Origin of the sequence: Xanthomonas vasicola (assembly GCF_000772705.2) — a bacterium.
Taxonomy (GTDB): Bacteria; Pseudomonadota; Gammaproteobacteria; order Xanthomonadales; family Xanthomonadaceae; genus Xanthomonas; species Xanthomonas vasicola.
The window spans coordinates 68,187-83,843 of record NZ_JSBW02000067.1 but is presented as its reverse complement, the minus strand read 5'-3'; the positions used below and the strand labels follow the sequence as shown (position 1 = coordinate 83,843).

The 15,657-nt window shown below is 63.5% G+C and carries 15 protein-coding genes and 1 other RNA gene; 11 read left to right on the top strand and 5 right to left on the bottom strand.

Annotation, left to right across the window (positions count from 1 at the left end; all coding sequences use genetic code 11):
- The first annotated feature begins 325 nt into the window (after positions 1–325).
- A non-coding RNA gene (locus NX05_RS23080) (sX9 sRNA) lies at positions 326–399 on the top strand.
- A 4-nt stretch (positions 400–403) separates the two neighbouring features.
- Here the strand turns inward: NX05_RS23080 and NX05_RS17945 are convergent.
- Together NX05_RS17945 and NX05_RS17940 are read right to left on the bottom strand one after the other, a co-directional pair.
- Positions 404–1,501 (bottom strand): dipeptide epimerase, encoded by a 1,098-nt coding sequence (locus tag NX05_RS17945; RefSeq protein WP_039431992.1) that lies wholly within the window; start codon positions 1,499–1,501, stop codon positions 404–406.
- A complete protein-coding gene (locus NX05_RS17940) occupies positions 1,498–2,910 on the bottom strand; it encodes a C40 family peptidase (RefSeq protein ID WP_039431990.1) in 1,413 nt (470 codons plus the stop codon). The genes NX05_RS17945 and NX05_RS17940 overlap by 4 nt, the downstream gene beginning before the upstream one ends.
- A 348-nt stretch (positions 2,911–3,258) precedes the next feature.
- On the opposite strand from NX05_RS17940, the gene NX05_RS17935 reads away from it, so the two are divergent.
- The 10 genes from NX05_RS17935 (at position 3,259) to hglS (ending at position 11,194) form a co-directional block, all read left to right on the top strand.
- Positions 3,259–4,065 carry an N-acetylmuramoyl-L-alanine amidase gene (locus NX05_RS17935; RefSeq protein WP_039431989.1) on the top strand — a complete coding sequence of 269 codons (807 nt, stop codon included), beginning with the start codon at positions 3,259–3,261 and terminating at the stop codon, positions 4,063–4,065.
- A 91-nt stretch (positions 4,066–4,156) separates the two neighbouring features.
- The gene (locus NX05_RS17930) at positions 4,157–4,903 is read left to right on the top strand and encodes a M15 family metallopeptidase (protein WP_010380038.1); all 747 of its coding nucleotides are present in this window, start codon (positions 4,157–4,159) and stop codon (positions 4,901–4,903) included.
- A 317-nt stretch (positions 4,904–5,220) separates the two neighbouring features.
- Positions 5,221–5,418 (top strand): CPXCG motif-containing cysteine-rich protein, encoded by a 198-nt coding sequence (locus NX05_RS17925; RefSeq protein WP_010380036.1) that lies wholly within the window; start codon positions 5,221–5,223, stop codon positions 5,416–5,418.
- 223 nt (positions 5,419–5,641) lie between these two features.
- On the top strand, positions 5,642–6,019 hold the full coding sequence (locus tag NX05_RS17920; RefSeq protein ID WP_010380034.1) for a membrane protein: 378 nt from the start codon (positions 5,642–5,644) through the stop codon (positions 6,017–6,019).
- 226 nt (positions 6,020–6,245) lie between these two features.
- Positions 6,246–6,587 carry an EF-hand domain-containing protein gene (locus NX05_RS17915; RefSeq protein WP_010363744.1) on the top strand — a complete coding sequence of 114 codons (342 nt, stop codon included), beginning with the start codon at positions 6,246–6,248 and terminating at the stop codon, positions 6,585–6,587.
- A 244-nt stretch (positions 6,588–6,831) separates the two neighbouring features.
- On the top strand, positions 6,832–7,239 hold the full coding sequence (locus tag NX05_RS17910; protein ID WP_026112116.1) for an EF-hand domain-containing protein: 408 nt from the start codon (positions 6,832–6,834) through the stop codon (positions 7,237–7,239).
- A gap of 37 nt (positions 7,240–7,276) precedes the next feature.
- On the top strand, positions 7,277–8,026 hold the full coding sequence (locus tag NX05_RS17905; RefSeq protein WP_010363742.1) for an HAD family hydrolase: 750 nt from the start codon (positions 7,277–7,279) through the stop codon (positions 8,024–8,026).
- 152 nt (positions 8,027–8,178) lie between these two features.
- Positions 8,179–8,832: a hypothetical protein gene (locus NX05_RS17900; protein WP_039431985.1), complete on the top strand. Its 654-nt coding sequence runs from the start codon at positions 8,179–8,181 to the stop codon at positions 8,830–8,832.
- Between the two features lie 231 nt (positions 8,833–9,063).
- Positions 9,064–9,663 (top strand): hypothetical protein, encoded by a 600-nt coding sequence (locus NX05_RS17895; protein WP_039431983.1) that lies wholly within the window; start codon positions 9,064–9,066, stop codon positions 9,661–9,663.
- A gap of 163 nt (positions 9,664–9,826) precedes the next feature.
- Positions 9,827–11,194 (top strand): 2-oxoadipate dioxygenase/decarboxylase HglS, encoded by a 1,368-nt coding sequence (gene hglS / locus NX05_RS17890; RefSeq protein WP_039431981.1) that lies wholly within the window; start codon positions 9,827–9,829, stop codon positions 11,192–11,194.
- 46 nt (positions 11,195–11,240) lie between these two features.
- Here hglS and NX05_RS17885 read toward each other — a convergent pair whose 3' ends face one another.
- The 3 genes from NX05_RS17885 to NX05_RS17870 all read right to left on the bottom strand — a co-directional run bounded on the left by NX05_RS17885 (position 11,241) and on the right by NX05_RS17870 (position 15,604).
- The gene (locus NX05_RS17885; protein WP_039431980.1) at positions 11,241–11,570 is read right to left on the bottom strand and encodes a VOC family protein; all 330 of its coding nucleotides are present in this window, start codon (positions 11,568–11,570) and stop codon (positions 11,241–11,243) included.
- 83 nt (positions 11,571–11,653) lie between these two features.
- The gene (locus tag NX05_RS23075) at positions 11,654–12,082 is read right to left on the bottom strand and encodes a VOC family protein (protein WP_080764615.1); all 429 of its coding nucleotides are present in this window, start codon (positions 12,080–12,082) and stop codon (positions 11,654–11,656) included.
- A gap of 393 nt (positions 12,083–12,475) precedes the next feature.
- A complete protein-coding gene (locus tag NX05_RS17870) occupies positions 12,476–15,604 on the bottom strand; it encodes an efflux RND transporter permease subunit (RefSeq protein WP_039431978.1) in 3,129 nt (1,042 codons plus the stop codon).
- Between the last annotated feature and the right edge of the window lie 53 nt (positions 15,605–15,657).

The following is a 15,657-nucleotide window of genomic DNA, read 5'->3' as shown; positions in this document are numbered from 1 at the left end:
CAAGTACGCTCCGTGGCGGCATCCATGCCGCCTAGAGGCCCGCGACGGTGAGCGGGCAAGGACCAGTCGAGTCAAGCGGTGCGCAGCATTTTCAAGCAACCAGTAACGGTCGCGCGATGCTCGCTTCTCCAATAAACCACCAGCCAACTGTCTGGTGCGGTGTTTTTACCAATTGCGGGACCGTTAGCAGCATGGATGTCGCCATCGAGCCCCATGGGCGGGTTTACGGCGTGTCCCGCGAGCGGTGAGGGCACACTCACTAGGAGCGCCAAACAGAATGACCGCTTAGCTGCCTGGCAGGTGCCTCCGTTACGCGGAATCCGCAATTACCACTCGTACACTGCGTCTCCTCTGCGCCGTCCACACCCGATTGATGGCCGTCCGCTAAATTTTTAAGCCAATCTTAATCCGGCAACAGCTCCAGCCCACGAATGCGGCGAATGCCTAGCCCCGGCGAATCATCGATGTGGATCTGCGCCTCGTCGAACTGCACGCCGCACTCGGTTGGATCGAACTGTCCCAGCGCGGGCGCATCCAGATCGGCCAGGGTGATGCTGTCGGCCTTGGCGACCGCCAAATGCACCGCAGCGGCGACGCTGATGCTGGACTCGATCATGCAACCGATCATGCACGGCAATCCATACAACGCGGCGATATCGGCGATGCGGATGGCGTTGGACAGCCCGCCGGTCTTCATCAGTTTGATGTTGATGATGTCGGCGGCGCGACGCTGGATCAGATCGATCACCCGCGCGGGCGAGAAGACGCTTTCATCGGCCATCACCGGTGTGTCGATGCGTGCGGTCACGAAGGCGAGCCCGTCGACATCGGCAGCCTTGACCGGTTGCTCCAGCAGCTCCAGCACGATGCCGCCATCTTCCAGCGTGCGCATGGTGCGTACCGCGTGTTTGGGCGTCCAGCCTTGATTGGCATCCAGTCGCAGCGATGCGCGCCCAGCAACTGCCGCATGGATCGCAGTGACACGTTCGACATCCGAATCGATGTCCTTGCCGACCTTGATCTTCAGTGCGCGATAGCCGCTTGCAAGCGCCGCTTGCGCTTGCGTCACCATGGTGTCGATGGCATCGGCACTGATGGTGATGTCGGTGGTGATACGCGGCGTGCCACCACCGAGCAGCTGGTACAGCGGCGCGCCGAACGCTTGTGCCCACAGATCGTAAAGCGCGATTTCCACGGCGGCCTTGGCGCTGGTGTTGCGCTCAAGTGCGTGTTGCACAAGGCCACATAGCCGGTTGAGATCGGCTACGTCCTGGCCGATCAGTTTGGGGCCGATGCAGTGCTCGACTGCGGCAATGATGCTGCCATGGGTATCGCCGGTGATGGGTGCGGTGGCCGGCGCTGCGCCATGGCCGATATGGCCGCTATCGGTCTGCAGCAGCACTACCACATCCTCGATGGCCTGCACGGTGCGCACGGCCGTCTTGAACGGCGTTTTCAACGGCACGCGCACCATGCCAAGCCGGAAGCCAGTGATCTTCATGGGGTGTCCGTTAGCGCAACACGTTGGATGCGGGTGATGTGATCGACGAATGCGGAGCCATCGCTGGCGAGCAGTGGTAGCAACGGTGTCACCGACACGCCATTCAAACGTGCGCGCTGCACGCTGCCATCGGCCGCGCGGTAACTGGCACCGGCCACATCATGGATTACCCATGGCGCGCCATCTGCATGCCCGATGACCAGCATCACATGGCCGGGGATATAGATCAGATCGCCGACTTGCAGCCTTGCGAGCTGCCGCAAACGTTTCGGCAATGGTGCAGCTGTATCGAACGGCACGCTGTGCAACACCGGGCTGCGCGCCTGGTCGCCGGTATTGCGGGGCAATGCGATACCGAGGCTGCGATAGACATCCAGCACGAAGCCACTGCAATCGCGCGCGTGGTAATCGTTTCCCCAGCCGTAACGTTCGCCGAGGAATTTGAATGCCTGCCTTAACACTGCGGCATTGGTAGCGGGCAAGGCGCCGATGCGGACATCGGCAGCGCGTGGGATCAATGCAGGCACCAGCTGCAAGCGGCCATCGGCGCTGCGCAGTGGCAGTTGCACCACATAGGCCGCTAGCGGCAACTGTCCGTTGACCGGCTGCTGCTGCGGCCAGTCACCGAGCAATGGCAGGCTGGTGCCCATGTCCAGCGTCAGTGCAGAAATCGGTGGGTTTTCGGGTGTGTAGGCGGTCTGCGTGCGGGCAGCGGTGACGATGACGCGCGGCCCGCGTCGTGCGTAATCCAGCACCTCGGCGCGGCTACCTTCGGCAAGTTGTGCGCTTGCGATCCACGCGGCGTAATTTGCGGCAATCACGAACTTCCACGCCCCATCTGCGCTGCTGTGCAGGACCGTGACCGGCGTGCCGGGATACAGCGCCGATTCCTGGAAGCGGTCGATATCGTGGTCGTCGGTACTGGTGAACACACGCTGCGCAGTGGGAAAGGTCCGCAATGCTGCACGGGTGACGACCAGCGCAAAGCGCGGTGGCACCTGTGTGGGAAGCGCATCCAACGCCAAGGCCTTGCGCAATGCAGCCAAGCGTGCAGCATCCAGAAGCCGCCCATCTGCGTCGTACAGCGGCCGTGTCGGCGTGGCCGACACGGTCTCGATGCGCGCGCGCACTTCGGTTGCGGCCAGCATGTCGGGCAACTGCGCGATGTCGTGCATCGATGCATCCTCGCGTAGCAGGCGCGCATTGAAGTCAGCGATCTGCGCGGGAGTCATCCGTGGCGTCAGCGCGTTGCGGCTGCGCTTGATCCAATACTCTGCGGTTAGCTGTGCATCGCTAACGACGAAAGGCGGCGCGTGTGCAATCGGCGCGCCGGTTGGTGCGGACACGGCGCTGCAGGGCAGGGCGAGTGCGATCAGCAGCAATATCAGCAGGCGGCGCGACAATGGCATGCAGAACTCAGGGTGAAGGCAGCCGCTGGCGGCTGCGAAGGAACGTTGATAGTGGCATGCGGCGCAGACCGCATCCATGCGTTTTCGCCGCAATGCGATCGCACGCTGGCAGTCTAAGTGCAGGCCTTGCGGTGCGGAGTGTGCAGAAAGTTGACCACCATCTTCGCCACGGCCACGCTAATGGCCATCGCCGCCATATCAGCTCAGGGCGCGAGCCACCATGCTGCTGGCGCTCCCCTGTGCGGAGGGCCGCGCAAGCATCAACTCGGCGGATAATGGTACGGCGACCGCAGCGTGGCCGAGCCGGGACACGCTGCGCAGGTCGTCCGGCCTTTTCAGGAGAAATCCGTGCTGCCCAGCGTCCCTCTTTCGTCATCGGCCTGGCTGCGTGCAGCCGTCTGCCTGGTTGCTCTGTCGCTGGGCGCCTGTGCGCACGCACCGCAGCGCAACCCGCTGGCGCAGTGGGTTCCCTCGCCCAATTACGACACGCGGCGACCTATCCTGATCGTGTTGCATTTCACCGACCAGCATTCGGTGCAGCAAAGCCTGAGCACGCTGCGCGGCCGTAACAGCGGTGGTCGGGTCAGTGCGCACTATCTGATTGGCAAGGACGGGCAGCGCTACCAGTTGGTCAGCGATGCGCAGCGCGCCTGGCACGGCGGTGCCGGACGCTGGGGCACCATCACCGACATCAATTCCGCCTCGATCGGGATCGAACTGGACAACGACGGCAGCGAGCCCTTCGCGCCGGCACAGATCGACAGCCTGCTGGTGTTGCTGGACGACTTGTGTAAACGCCTGCGTATCCCGCGCACGCAGATTGTTGGCCACGAGGATGTTGCTCCGACGCGCAAGAACGACCCAGGTCCGTTATTTCCCTGGAAGCGCCTGGCCGAAGCCGGCTTCGGCCGCTGGCCCGCGGCCGACGCGCCTGCAGCCCCGGACGGTTTCGATCCATGGCAGGCGCTTGCCCTGATTGGCTACAGCATCGACGATCCAGCCGCCACTTTGCAGGCGTTTCACCATCACTACCGCAGCAACAGCGCCACCACGCTGGATGCCGATGATCTGCGCATTCTGGCTGCGTTGACCAAAGACGCGAGAACTTTTAGCCCGCGACCGGCTCTTGAGCCAATCGAAAGCGATAGCCGCTAGGCCGATGGTGATCAAGCCACGCCGTGTATGGTTGCGAAGGAGGCACGGCGTGATCCGCCGCGCGAACTTTGCATTCTGTAAGCAAACAAACATGAAACGAAACCTGCTGTTTCGGAAAGGTCGCTACTGGCGACAGCTTCTTCTTCGAGGCGTCCTGTTGATGATCGCCATGGCGCCATCTGTCCTGGTCGCCAGCGACGTGCATGTGTCCTCGGTAAAGACAGCCGCAGAGGCTGGCCTTGTGGACGTGCATGTTCTTGCGCCGAACATCGCATTGGACATGCGTTATGCAAGCAGCAACAACTTCACCGGGCAGGTGGTGCCGGGATATCACGCGCCGCGGTGTTATCTGCTGCGGCCGCCTGCCGAAGCGTTGGCGCGGGTGGCGCGCACGCTCAAGGCAGAGGGGTACAGGTTGCAAGTGTTCGACTGCTATCGGCCGGTGCGGTCTGTGAAAGCATTCGTGGCCTGGGCTGCTGATGTGCAGGATCAGACGAGCAAGGCACAGTACTACCCGCGGGTGGACAAGCGGGCATTGCTGGGCGATTACATTGCCCCGACCTCCGGACATAGCCGCGGCGCGACCCTGGATCTGGGCTTGCTGGAGTGCAAGGCGGCCGCGTGCCACGCAGTAGACATGGGCACCGGCTTTGATTTCTTCGATGCGCGTGCGCACACCGACGCGCCGGACATCAGTGCAGCGCAACGCGCACATCGCCAGCGCCTGCTGCGTGCGATGGCTTCCGAAGGGTTTGCCAACTATCCGATGGAATGGTGGCATTTCACATTTCGTCCCGAGCCCAGGCCTGACACCGCCTACGATGTTCCGGTGGACTGACGGGCGACCGATCAATAGCTGCGTCGGCGTTCGGCCATCAGGTGGTGCCCGCACTCGGTAGCCGGCTTGCGGCAGGTGTGCATTGCAACGCGGAAGCGGCCACCTTGGATGCCGGCAATTTTTCCGAAGGTTGGACGCGCGAGAAATGCAGTGCGCATGCGTCAGCTCTGGGCAGTACGTGTCGCCATCGCATCGCCGGCAACAACGCAAGCACCAGCACAGCGCCAGTCGTACACTTCAGTGCCAGCCTGCCGTCGCACCCGCCGGTGTCGCCCGCAACGCCTGATCACCCGCTTCGACAGATCCAAGGAACCGCTATGTCCGACCCGGAACGCTTTGTGGATATCGCCTGCCCGTACTGCGGGGAGTGGATCACGCTGGCGTTGGATTTGACCGGCGGCGACCAGCACTACATCGAAGATTGCCAGGTCTGCTGCAAGCCCATTTCGGTGAGCGTGCGCTGGGATGAAGAGGGCGAGGCGCAGGTGAGTGCGCGTGGGCAGGACGACGCCTGAGCCACCCGCGGCCACGGCACCCTGCCAATCCGTTTTCGCGATGCACGACGGCATTGCACCCTGTAGCGGACTGAGGCCAGCAATCGCCTGCCATCTCCACATCGCCCGGCTGCGATCGACGCGGCTAGCATCCAGTTCGTTCGCAGCGCCCGTGTTGCGGCGCGCGCGCGGATTCAAACGCAGCAGCCGCTAGACTGATGCGCCTGCTGCCAGGATCGTCACGATGAATTTGCCCCTGCACTTCGGCCTGCTCGGTTCGCTGGAGGCTGGCCTGATCGCGCTCATCCTGGGGGTGCTGGTCTTTGCAGCAGTGGAACGCATCGCCCGGCGTATGCAGTTCAACCATGGCCAGACGCTCGGCATTGCCTGCCTGCTCACCGTGGCCATCGGCGCCGGTGACGACATCTGGAATCTTGTCTATACCAGTATCGTGCGGCTGGAATCGCCGCTGTACGCCCGCTTGGCGCTGGCCAAGATCCACGATCCCAACGAATTGGGCTCGCGCGTGGTGCTTGAGGTTGCCGGTGCGCTTGCCGGTGTGGTGCTCGGTTGGAAACTGTTCAGTTCCGGAAGCTGGGACGATAACGCGCCGAGTGCGTGAAATCGCCGGTGAAAGTGCGGTTCAGGTCGCAAAAAATTTATGCATTGAATGAGTCGCTTCGGTTTGACTCACCTATGCCTAACAGGCGATTAACCGCAAACATTCAGGCTGTGGTTAAAAGAATGTTTTGCGCAAAATTGCGCCGGGTTGGACGTTCATTTGCGATGGGTAGGGTAAGGCCATGTGCGGCGACACCGCGCATTCCCAAGCCAAGGAGACCTCCCTAATGAAGAATCGCAACCGCACCTCGCTGCTCGCTGCAACCGCCTCTCTTGCTGCCGCTCTGGCGCTGCCGGCAATGGCGCAAAGCACCTCTCAGGATGCCGCGGCGCAGTCGGGTAGTTCGGCCACTTCCGCGCAATCCGGTGGCGGCCAGACCTGGGCCAGCGTGGATACCGATAGCGATGGCGCCATCAGCAAGCAGGAAGCGCAGGTCAATGCCGGCCTTGCGCAAATCTTTGATCAAGCCGATGGCAATGCCGATGGAAAGTTGACCCCGGACGAGTACAAGGCGTTTGTCGCCAAGCAGCAGGGTGGTGGAGCTGCAAGCGGCTCGCAGGGTAATTAATGCAGATAGTTTGTTCGATATACACCCTGCCTTTCTGAGAGGAAGTATTTCTTCGAGAGCGCTGGCATTGATCCACGCCAACGCTCGATCACACGCTGTAGTACGCAATAACAACAGGATGGTCACGCGGGAGCGATCTGCCAGGGTCGCTCCCGTCTTATTGACGTCTATCGCGCTAAAGTGATGCGTTACGCGTCGGGCGCTTATCCACATGTCGCACTCACGTCTTGCATTTTTAGTCGGGCTGGCAATTCCGTGCTGTGCGGTTGCCGCGCCGCCCGAATTGCGGCCGGCCACGCCTGCACCGTCTTTACCAACGACCGCTGGCGGCACCGCTCCGGCGATGTCGCCCTTGCCGATCGATCCCCCGGCACCGGCGACCACGCCCTTGCTGCCTGCCGACGCACCCAGATCCGCCGGGTCCACGAGCGGTGCCGAGGCATCCGTTGCGCCCTCCGCCGGCAGCCTGGCGCCGCGCAGTTTCCGTAGCCTGGATACCGACGGCGATGGATCGCTGACACTGGCCGAGGCCAGTGCCGATCCGGTGTTGCGCGAGAATGTCGCCGCCTTCGACAGCAATGGCGATGGGCGTCTGTCGCGCGACGAATTCGCCAGCTACCAGCCCGGGCCGGGCGATGCTGCAGGCGATTGAGCACGGCGCCAGATCGGTGCGCTGCTAAACTTGCGCGATGAGCGCACTTGCACAACGCGACGGCCAGGCGATCCAACTGGTCGGCTTCGACGGCGACGATACCCTTTGGAAAAGCGAGGACTATTACCGCACTGCCGAAGCGGATTTCGAAGCGATCCTGTCCGGTTATCTGGATCTGGGCGATAGCCGCATGCAGCAGCATCTGCTTGCGGTGGAACGGCGCAACCTCAAGGTGTTCGGTTACGGCGCCAAGGGCATGACGCTGTCGATGATCGAAACCGCAATCGAACTGACGCAGGCGCGCATTGCAGCCAGCGATATCCAGCGCATCGTCGAGATCGGCCGTGCCACGCTGCAGCATCCGGTGGAGGTAATTGCCGGCGTGCGCGAGGCAGTCAGTGCGATTGCCGCCGATTACGCCGTGGTGCTAATCACCAAGGGCGACCTGTTTCACCAGGAGCAGAAGATCCAGCAGTCCGGCCTGGCGGATCTGTTTCCGCGGGTGGAAGTGGTGTCTGAAAAGGATCCGCAGACCTATGCGCGCGTGCTCGGTGAATTCGATCTGCCGGCGCAGCAGTTCGTCATGATCGGTAATTCGCTGCGCTCGGACGTGGAACCGGTGCTGGCCATCGGCGGCTGGGGCATCTACACCCCGTATGCCGTGACCTGGGCGCACGAGCAGGAACATGGTGTGGCCGCTGACGAACCGCGCATGCGCGAAGTGCCCGACGCCGCCGGCTGGCCGGCAGCAGTGCATGGGTTGGATGCGTTGGCGCAGCAGCGCTAAGCTGGATTAGGTCGCCGTTGTTGCGGCGATACTGGTTTGGTAACTTGATACGTCAACGCGCGGGCGCCTCATGCGCCCAACGACAGGATGTTGACGGCTGTGCATGCGTGCGCGGCCGAGCTTGGAGGGAGTGCCGATGACCATGTTGTCCGTTGCCCCAGCGTGCCGGTGTGGCGTTATTGCTCGGGCTGCTAACGAGCGCCGCACCGCCGGCTGCCGCCGAGTTGGAAGACGAAATCATCAACCCGAGCGAAGTCATCTTTCGTGACGGGCAGCCTTACGACGACGACGGCGGCGATTACGTGCGCCTGCAAACGCGTCTGTATTTCCGTAAGGTGCGCTTCGATCGCGAGCAGGGCTATGTCGATGCGCAGGGCGAGAGCATCGCCAGGTTGCAGGCTCGACCGAGCGGGCGTGATCGCAGCGCCGAGTTAATGGGCGACCGTTACGATGCTGACGACCGCTACGCGGGCTATGGGGGATACCGAGGGTTTGGTGGACCCATCCGCCTGGGTGCCTCGCGCAAGCGTCCCTATGGCCAGGTTTACTATGGCAATGGCCTGTATGGTCCGGATCCCCACAGCAGCCCGCAAAACCGCGACGCGCGCCAGCGTTACGTCGGTCCCGGCTACATCGGCTCCTGCGCTCTGAGCGGCTGCCGCGAGGTTACCAGTTCGGGTTTACGATCTGCGCTAAGGGCCGGAAACGCGCGCTCATGCAAGGAGTGCATCCGTGCATTGTGTGGGCGCAGATATCACAGAACTATCTTGTCGGCGCACCTTGCTGTTGATGGCGACGGTGCCTAGACCTCTACAGACTGCGCGCCGTTTCTGATGACAGCAGTAGGTTGAAATCAGAGTGAGGCACCTGCTGCGAATTGCGCGCACACCTGTGCCGGATCTTGAACTTTGGACGCTCTAACGGCGCTTCCTTGCCAGACATCGCTCGTTGAGCGCACGGCTCGCCTTGCGCCCCCGCCACCGGGTCTTGATGCACCGTTGCCTGACAGCACCGCACGCATGCGGCATCATCGGGGCATGCCTGCGTCCCGCTCATTCGTGTTGCGCTCTCTGCCATTGCTGGTGGCATTGCTGTGGCCGGCGCTGGGTGCCGCGCAGGCTTCGCCGGTCTCCACAGCAACTGCTGCAACGAAAGAACCGGCGCCGAGGGTGATCCCGGGCACCGGTGATGCCTGGGTGGACCAGCATCTGGCCGATATGGGCAGTTATGCGCAGCGCTATCCGGCCAGTTTCATCGATGAGGTGGCGCGCTATACCGGCACGCCGCGCGCGTATGTGCAGGCGCTGCTGCAAGTGCACGGCTGGCATGCAGGCGACATCTATTTCGCGTGCTTCTGGGCGCAGACCGTGCAGCTGTCGTGCCGGGACACGGTACGCGCTTACAGCCGCGACCATCGCGATGGCTGGGAGGGTGTGGTCACGCGGCTGTCGGTGGCACCGGACAACCTGCACATGCGTGCACTGCGGCATGCCATCGTGGCCAGCTACGACCGCTGGGAACGTCCGATCACCCTGGACGCGTTGCTGCGGCGTCAGCTCGGCGATCATGCGCAGCGCCTGGAAGCGGCGCGCCAGGCGAGCGAAGCGGCCGAAGCGGCGGTGCAGGCCGGGCTCTGACGCGGTCGCTGCGTCGTTACGCCATGCACTTGCCGGCATGGCGCGGCTGTCTGCGCAACAACACGTCGCCTGCGATGCTGCCGTGCCGCTGGTCGACCCAGGCCGCGGTCGGCGAGAATGCGCTACCGCTGGCCTTCGGCCGGCACCTGCCCAAGACCAGCCCATGCGCGATACCGCCTTTGTCTCTCCCGATCAGATCCGCAGCTGGTTCGCCCAGGCGATGTCGGACATGTATCGCACCGAGGTGCCGTTGTATGGCGACCTGATGTCGCTGGTGGCGCAGGTCAACGCGCAGACGCTGCAAGCCAATCCGGCGCTGGCGCAGCGGCTGCAGCGCAACGACGAGCGCGCGCGGCTGGATCTGGAACGGCACGGCGCCATCCGCGTCGGCACGGCGGCCGAACTGGCGACCTTGCGTCGGTTGTTCGCAGTGATGGGCATGCAGCCGGTGGGCTATTACGACCTGTCGGTGGCCGGCGTGCCGGTGCATTCCACCGCATTCCGCCCGATCGACGAGGCGGCGCTGTCGGCAAATCCGTTTCGCGTGTTCACCTCGCTGCTGCGGCTGGAACTGATCGAAGACGCCGCCCTGCGCGCACAGGCCGAGCAGATCCTGCAGCAGCGCCAGATCTTTACCGCCGGCGCCTTGCAGTTGATCGAGCGCTACGAACAGCAGGGCGGGCTGGATGCCGATCAGGCACGGCAGTTCGTGGCCGAAGCGCTGGAAACCTTCCGCTGGCATGGCGATGCCACGGTGTCGTTGCCGACCTATCGCGCGCTGAGCCAGGCGCATAAGTTGATTGCCGATGTGGTGAGCTTCCACGGCCCGCACATCAATCACCTCACGCCACGCACGCTGGACATCGATGCCGCGCAGGAACAGATGCAGCGCGCCGGTATCGATGCCAAGGCGGTGATCGAGGGGCCGCCGCGTCGGCGCGTACCGATCCTGTTGCGGCAGACCAGTTTCAAGGCGCTGGAAGAGCCGGTGCGTTTTGTCGGCGATGGCGGGCAACCGGAACACGGCACGCATACCGCACGCTTCGGCGAGATCGAGCAGCGCGGCCTTGCCCTTACGCCAAAGGGTCGCGCGCTGTACGACGCGCTGCTGGCGCAGGCGCGCGATGCCGATGGCGCCGGCAGCACCGGCACCGATTACGCCACCCGGCTGCAGACTGCCTTCGTGGCCTTCCCCGACGACGAGGCGTTGCTGCGGCAGGAAGGGCTGGGCTATTTCCGCTACGCGCTCACCGATGCCGGCCGCGCCGACCCCGCGCAGGTGGCCGGCATGCCGGCAGAAACCGCGATCGCGCTCGGCCTGGTCAGCGCCGACCCGATCATTTACGAAGATTTTTTGCCGGTCAGCGCGGCCGGCATCTTCCAATCCAACCTCGGTGGTGCCGAGCAACGCGCCTATGCCGCCCATTCGAGCAAGCGCAGTTTCGAGCAGGCGCTCGGTGCGCAGGTACACGACGAATTCGCGCTGTATGCGCAGCTGGAGCGCGAGTCCTTGCAGGGCTTGCTGGTGTAGCCGGCGCCGCGCGCAGTGTTGCATTGCGCGCGGCCTCACCGTCGCCTCAGCCCGGCGCGCCGCTGCTGTGGAAGACTTCCCACAGGTGGCCGTCCGGGTCGGCAAAGCCGTGTTGATACATGAAGCCATCATCCTTCGCTTCGCCGTCGGCCCGCCCACCGGTTGCGCGGGCTTTACTCACTAGCGCATCCACCTCGGCGCGGCTGCTCACCGCCAATGTCGTGATGGTTTCTGTAGCATTTGCCGTATCGCAGATACCTTTGTGGCTGAAACCCTGGAAGAACGGTGTGACCAGCAGCATCGTAAAGACATTCTCGCCCAGGATCAGGCAGGTGGCGTTCTCATCGGCATAGGCCGGGTTGAACGCAAAACCCATGGCGGTGAAGAAGGCTGACCGGCAGGTTGACGAAAATTTGCGTGATCATGCGGGGTCTTCTGCGGCGTGACGTGGCGTGGTCATCACAGACTCCGGTCACGGCCGTTGACCAGCCATTGGACGCCGAAGCGGTCGGTGCACATGCCGAAGCCTTCGGCCCAGAACGTTTCGCCAAACGGCATCTGGATCTGACCGCCTTCGGCCAACGCCGCATACGCGCGCTCGGCCTCAAGGTTATCGTCGAAACCAAGCCCGACCGACACCGGTTTGGCGCCCTGCAACTGCTGGCCCGGTGGCATGTCCGAACCCATCAGCAATGGGCCATTCGCTCCAGCGAGCGTCACATGCATCACTAGGTCCGCTGCCGCAGCGTCGATCGACGTGTCAGATCCAGCGTGTGGCGGCATTTGTGCGTAAGTGGTCAGCATCAGTTCGCCGCCCAGCACGTGCCGGTAGTGCGCGAAGGCCGCGCGGCAAGTGCCTTCAAAATACAGATAGGGCGTAATGTGCATCGGCAGTCCTTTGGAAGCAGGTGGGCTACGGCGCGGAGTGCTGCGTGCGGTTCTGTCCAGCCATAGCAGGCCGATGTCGTCGGCCATCAGGTCCGGTGCAGGTCGAGATCGCTGCGTGCATTGCCGGGGTGGGCATGCGCCGCAACCAGCGCAGCCTACCTCCCGGCACGCCCATGTCCAGTAGTCGCGATCGCTTGAACACGCGCGGCGCACCGGCCGCGCTCAGCGATTGCCGATGACATTGCTGCGCGGGCGGATCGCATGCGGATGTGTCTGCGTGCAAATACGTGCGAAGACCACTCATGGATCACCACGCAGGCGAACGCGTCTGCGCGGCTGCGCCGAACGCTCTGAAGACCGCAACCGGGCCGTGCGACCGATTGCGGCGAACCCTCAGTGCGCTTGTGCCGCCGGACGCCGCGCCGCAGCGCGTTCGGCACGGCGTGCGCGACGTGCTTTCCAGCGCTCGCTCAGGCACGAGAAGATCACATACAGCGCCGGGGTGCTGAGCAGGGTCAGGCTCTGCGAGAACACCAGCCCGCCGATCATTGCGATGCCCAGCGGGCGACGCAGCTCCGAGCCCTCGCCCAGGCCCACCGCCAGCGGCACGGCGGCCAGGATCGCCACCATCGTCGTCATCATGATCGGGCGGAAGCGCACGATCGACGCCTCGCGTGCGGCCGCACGCGCATCCATGCCGTGCACGCGCTGCGCCACCAGCGCGAAGTCGATCATCATGATGGCGTTCTTCTTGACGATGCCGATCAACAGCACCAAGGCGATCATCGAGATCACCGACAGTTCGGTGTTGGTGATGAACAAGGCCAGCAGCGCGCCGACGCCGGCAGCCGGCAAGGTGGACAGAATGGTCACGGGGTGGATCAGGCTCTCGTAGAGCATGCCCAGCACGATGTAGACGGTGAGCACCGCCGCCAGCAGCAGAATGCCCATCGAATTGGCGCTGAGCTGCACGTTGAAACTGTCATCGCCACTGAGGCGGATGCCGTCGGGCATGCGCAAGCCGTCCACGGTGGATTTGATGATCAGATCCGCCTCGCCCGTGCTCACGCCCGGCGCCAGGTTGTAGCTCAGATCCATCGTGGTGTACTGGTTTTCATGGATGATCTGCGGCGGCGCCAGGCCCGGAACCTGGGTGGCGACGGCGGTGATCGGCACCATTTGGCCGGCACGGTTGGGCACGAAGATCTGGTCCAGCGCCTTGGGCGTGGCGGTCTGCGACGGCAGCGCATTGACCACCACGCTGTACTGATTGAGATCGGAATAGATGGTGGAAATGGAGCGCTGACCGAACGCGCCATACAGCGCGCCATCAATGGCGCCGACCGTAATGCCCAGGCGCGCGGCCTTGGCGCGGTCGATCACGATGTTCTGGCGCAGGCCCGAGGTGTCCACATCAGTGCCGACATCGCGCAGGCGTGGATTCTTCTTCAGCGCGGCCTGCAGTTTGGGCAGCCATTCCTGCAACTGCGCCAGGTCGTTGCCCTGTAGCGAGACGCGGTATTGCGCGCCCTGGCTGGTACCGCCGCCGCCGTCGCTGGGCAGGTCCTGGATCGCGCGCAGGCGCAGGTCCAGATCCGGGTAACGGTCGGCCTTGGCGCTCAGGCGCGCAACCACGTCTGCGGTGGTATCACGACGGCCTTCATCGCGCTTTTTCAGCTCGATATTGAACGATGCGCTCGATCCCTGACGGCTGGAGCCCAGGCGTGCGCCAACGGTTTTCACCGCTGGGTCGGCCATCAGCATGTCGGTGATGCGGCGCTGGCGGCTGACCATGTCGGCGAACGACACCGTGGCACTGGAATTGGCGCGGCCCCAGATCAGGCCGGTGTCCTGCGCGGGAAACGACCCCTTTTTGACTGCGCTACCCAACAAGATGGTGGCGGCGATCAGCAACAACGGCGTCAACGACAGCAGCAGCGCGTGGCGCAGCGAGAAGTCCAGCGCCACCGTGTACGCACGCAACATGCGGTCGTGCATGCGGTCCAGCCAGGCACCGAAACGGCTGGGCTTTTCTTGCTCAGCATGTGCCGACAAGAAGCGGCTGCATAGTGCCGGCGTCAACGTCAGCGACACCAGCATCGAGACCACGATTGCCGCCACCAAGGTCACTGTGAACTCGCGGAAGAACGCGCCGATCATGCCGCTGGCGAACAGCATCGGGATAAACACCGCCACCAGCGAGGCGGTGATGGAGACGATGGTGAAGCCGATCTCGCGCGCACCAGCCAACGCGGCGTCCATGCGCGACATGCCTTCGTCCAGATGGCGCATGACGTTTTCGATCACCACGATCGCATCGTCGACCACGAAGCCAATTGCGATCACCAACGCCAGCAGGCTGAGGTTGTTCAAGGTGAAGCCGAGCATGTACATCACCAGCGCCGAACCAGCCAGCGACAGCGGCACGGCCACCGCGGCGATCAGCGTTGGCGCCAGCCGGCGCAGGAACAGCGCCATGGTCAGGATCACCATCGCCAGGCTGATCATCAGCGTTACCTGTACCTCGTGCAGCGAGGCGCGAATGGTGGGCGTGCGGTCGAAGTAGGGCGTCAGCGTGGTGCCGGGCTGCAGATAGCTACGCAGCTCGGGAATCTGTGCCTTCACCTGGTCCACGGTTTCGACGATGTTGGCGCCGGCGCGGGTGAAGGCATACATCACCACTGCCCGTTTGCCATTGAACCAGGCAGCTTGATAGGCATCCTGTTGACCGTCGTAAACGGTGGCCACATCGCCCAGCCGCACGATGCGTCCGTTGGACTGGGTGGCGATTGCCAGCTGCGCAAAATCGGCGGCCTTGGATACCGAATCGTTGGCGATGATGGCCATGGTGGTATTGCCGTCGGACAGGAATCCGGTCGGCGAGGTGACATTGGCTGCGCGCACGGCATTGCGCAGATTGTCCGGGGTCAGGCCCAGCGCGTTGAGCGCACGCAGATCCACGTCCACTCGCACTGCGGGCGTGGAGGCACCGGCGATATCCACCGAGCTGATGCCGGTGATCTGGCGCAACCGCTGCGCCAGCAGCGAATCGGCAACGTTGTAGAGTTCATCGGCCGATTGCGTGTCCGAAGTGAGCGCGATGGCGATCACCGGGTCGTCGTTCGGGTTGGCCTTGGAGTACATCGGCGTGCCGAGCCCGGAGGGCAGGTCCGACTGCGATGCATTGATCGCAGTCTGGATGTCCTGCGCGGCCGAATCGATTTTGCGACTGCTCTGGAACACCAGCACGACCAGGCTGCTGCTCTCCGAGCTGGAGGAGCGCATGCGGTCTATACCTGGCAATTGGCCCAGGTGACGTTCCAGCGGTGCGGTGACGGTGGAGGCCATGGTGCTGGCGTCGGCACCGGACTGCGTGGCATGCACGAAAATAATCGGAATCTGGATGTTCGGCAGCGACGCCACACCCAGCCGCAGGTAGCACATCAATCCGATCACGAACAAACCGATCGCCAGCAACGAGGTGCCGATCGGGCGCTTGATGAAGGGCGCAGAGATGTTCATGGGGTGACTGCCGGGAATCGGGAATCGGGATTCGGGAATCGGCGAAAGCCAAC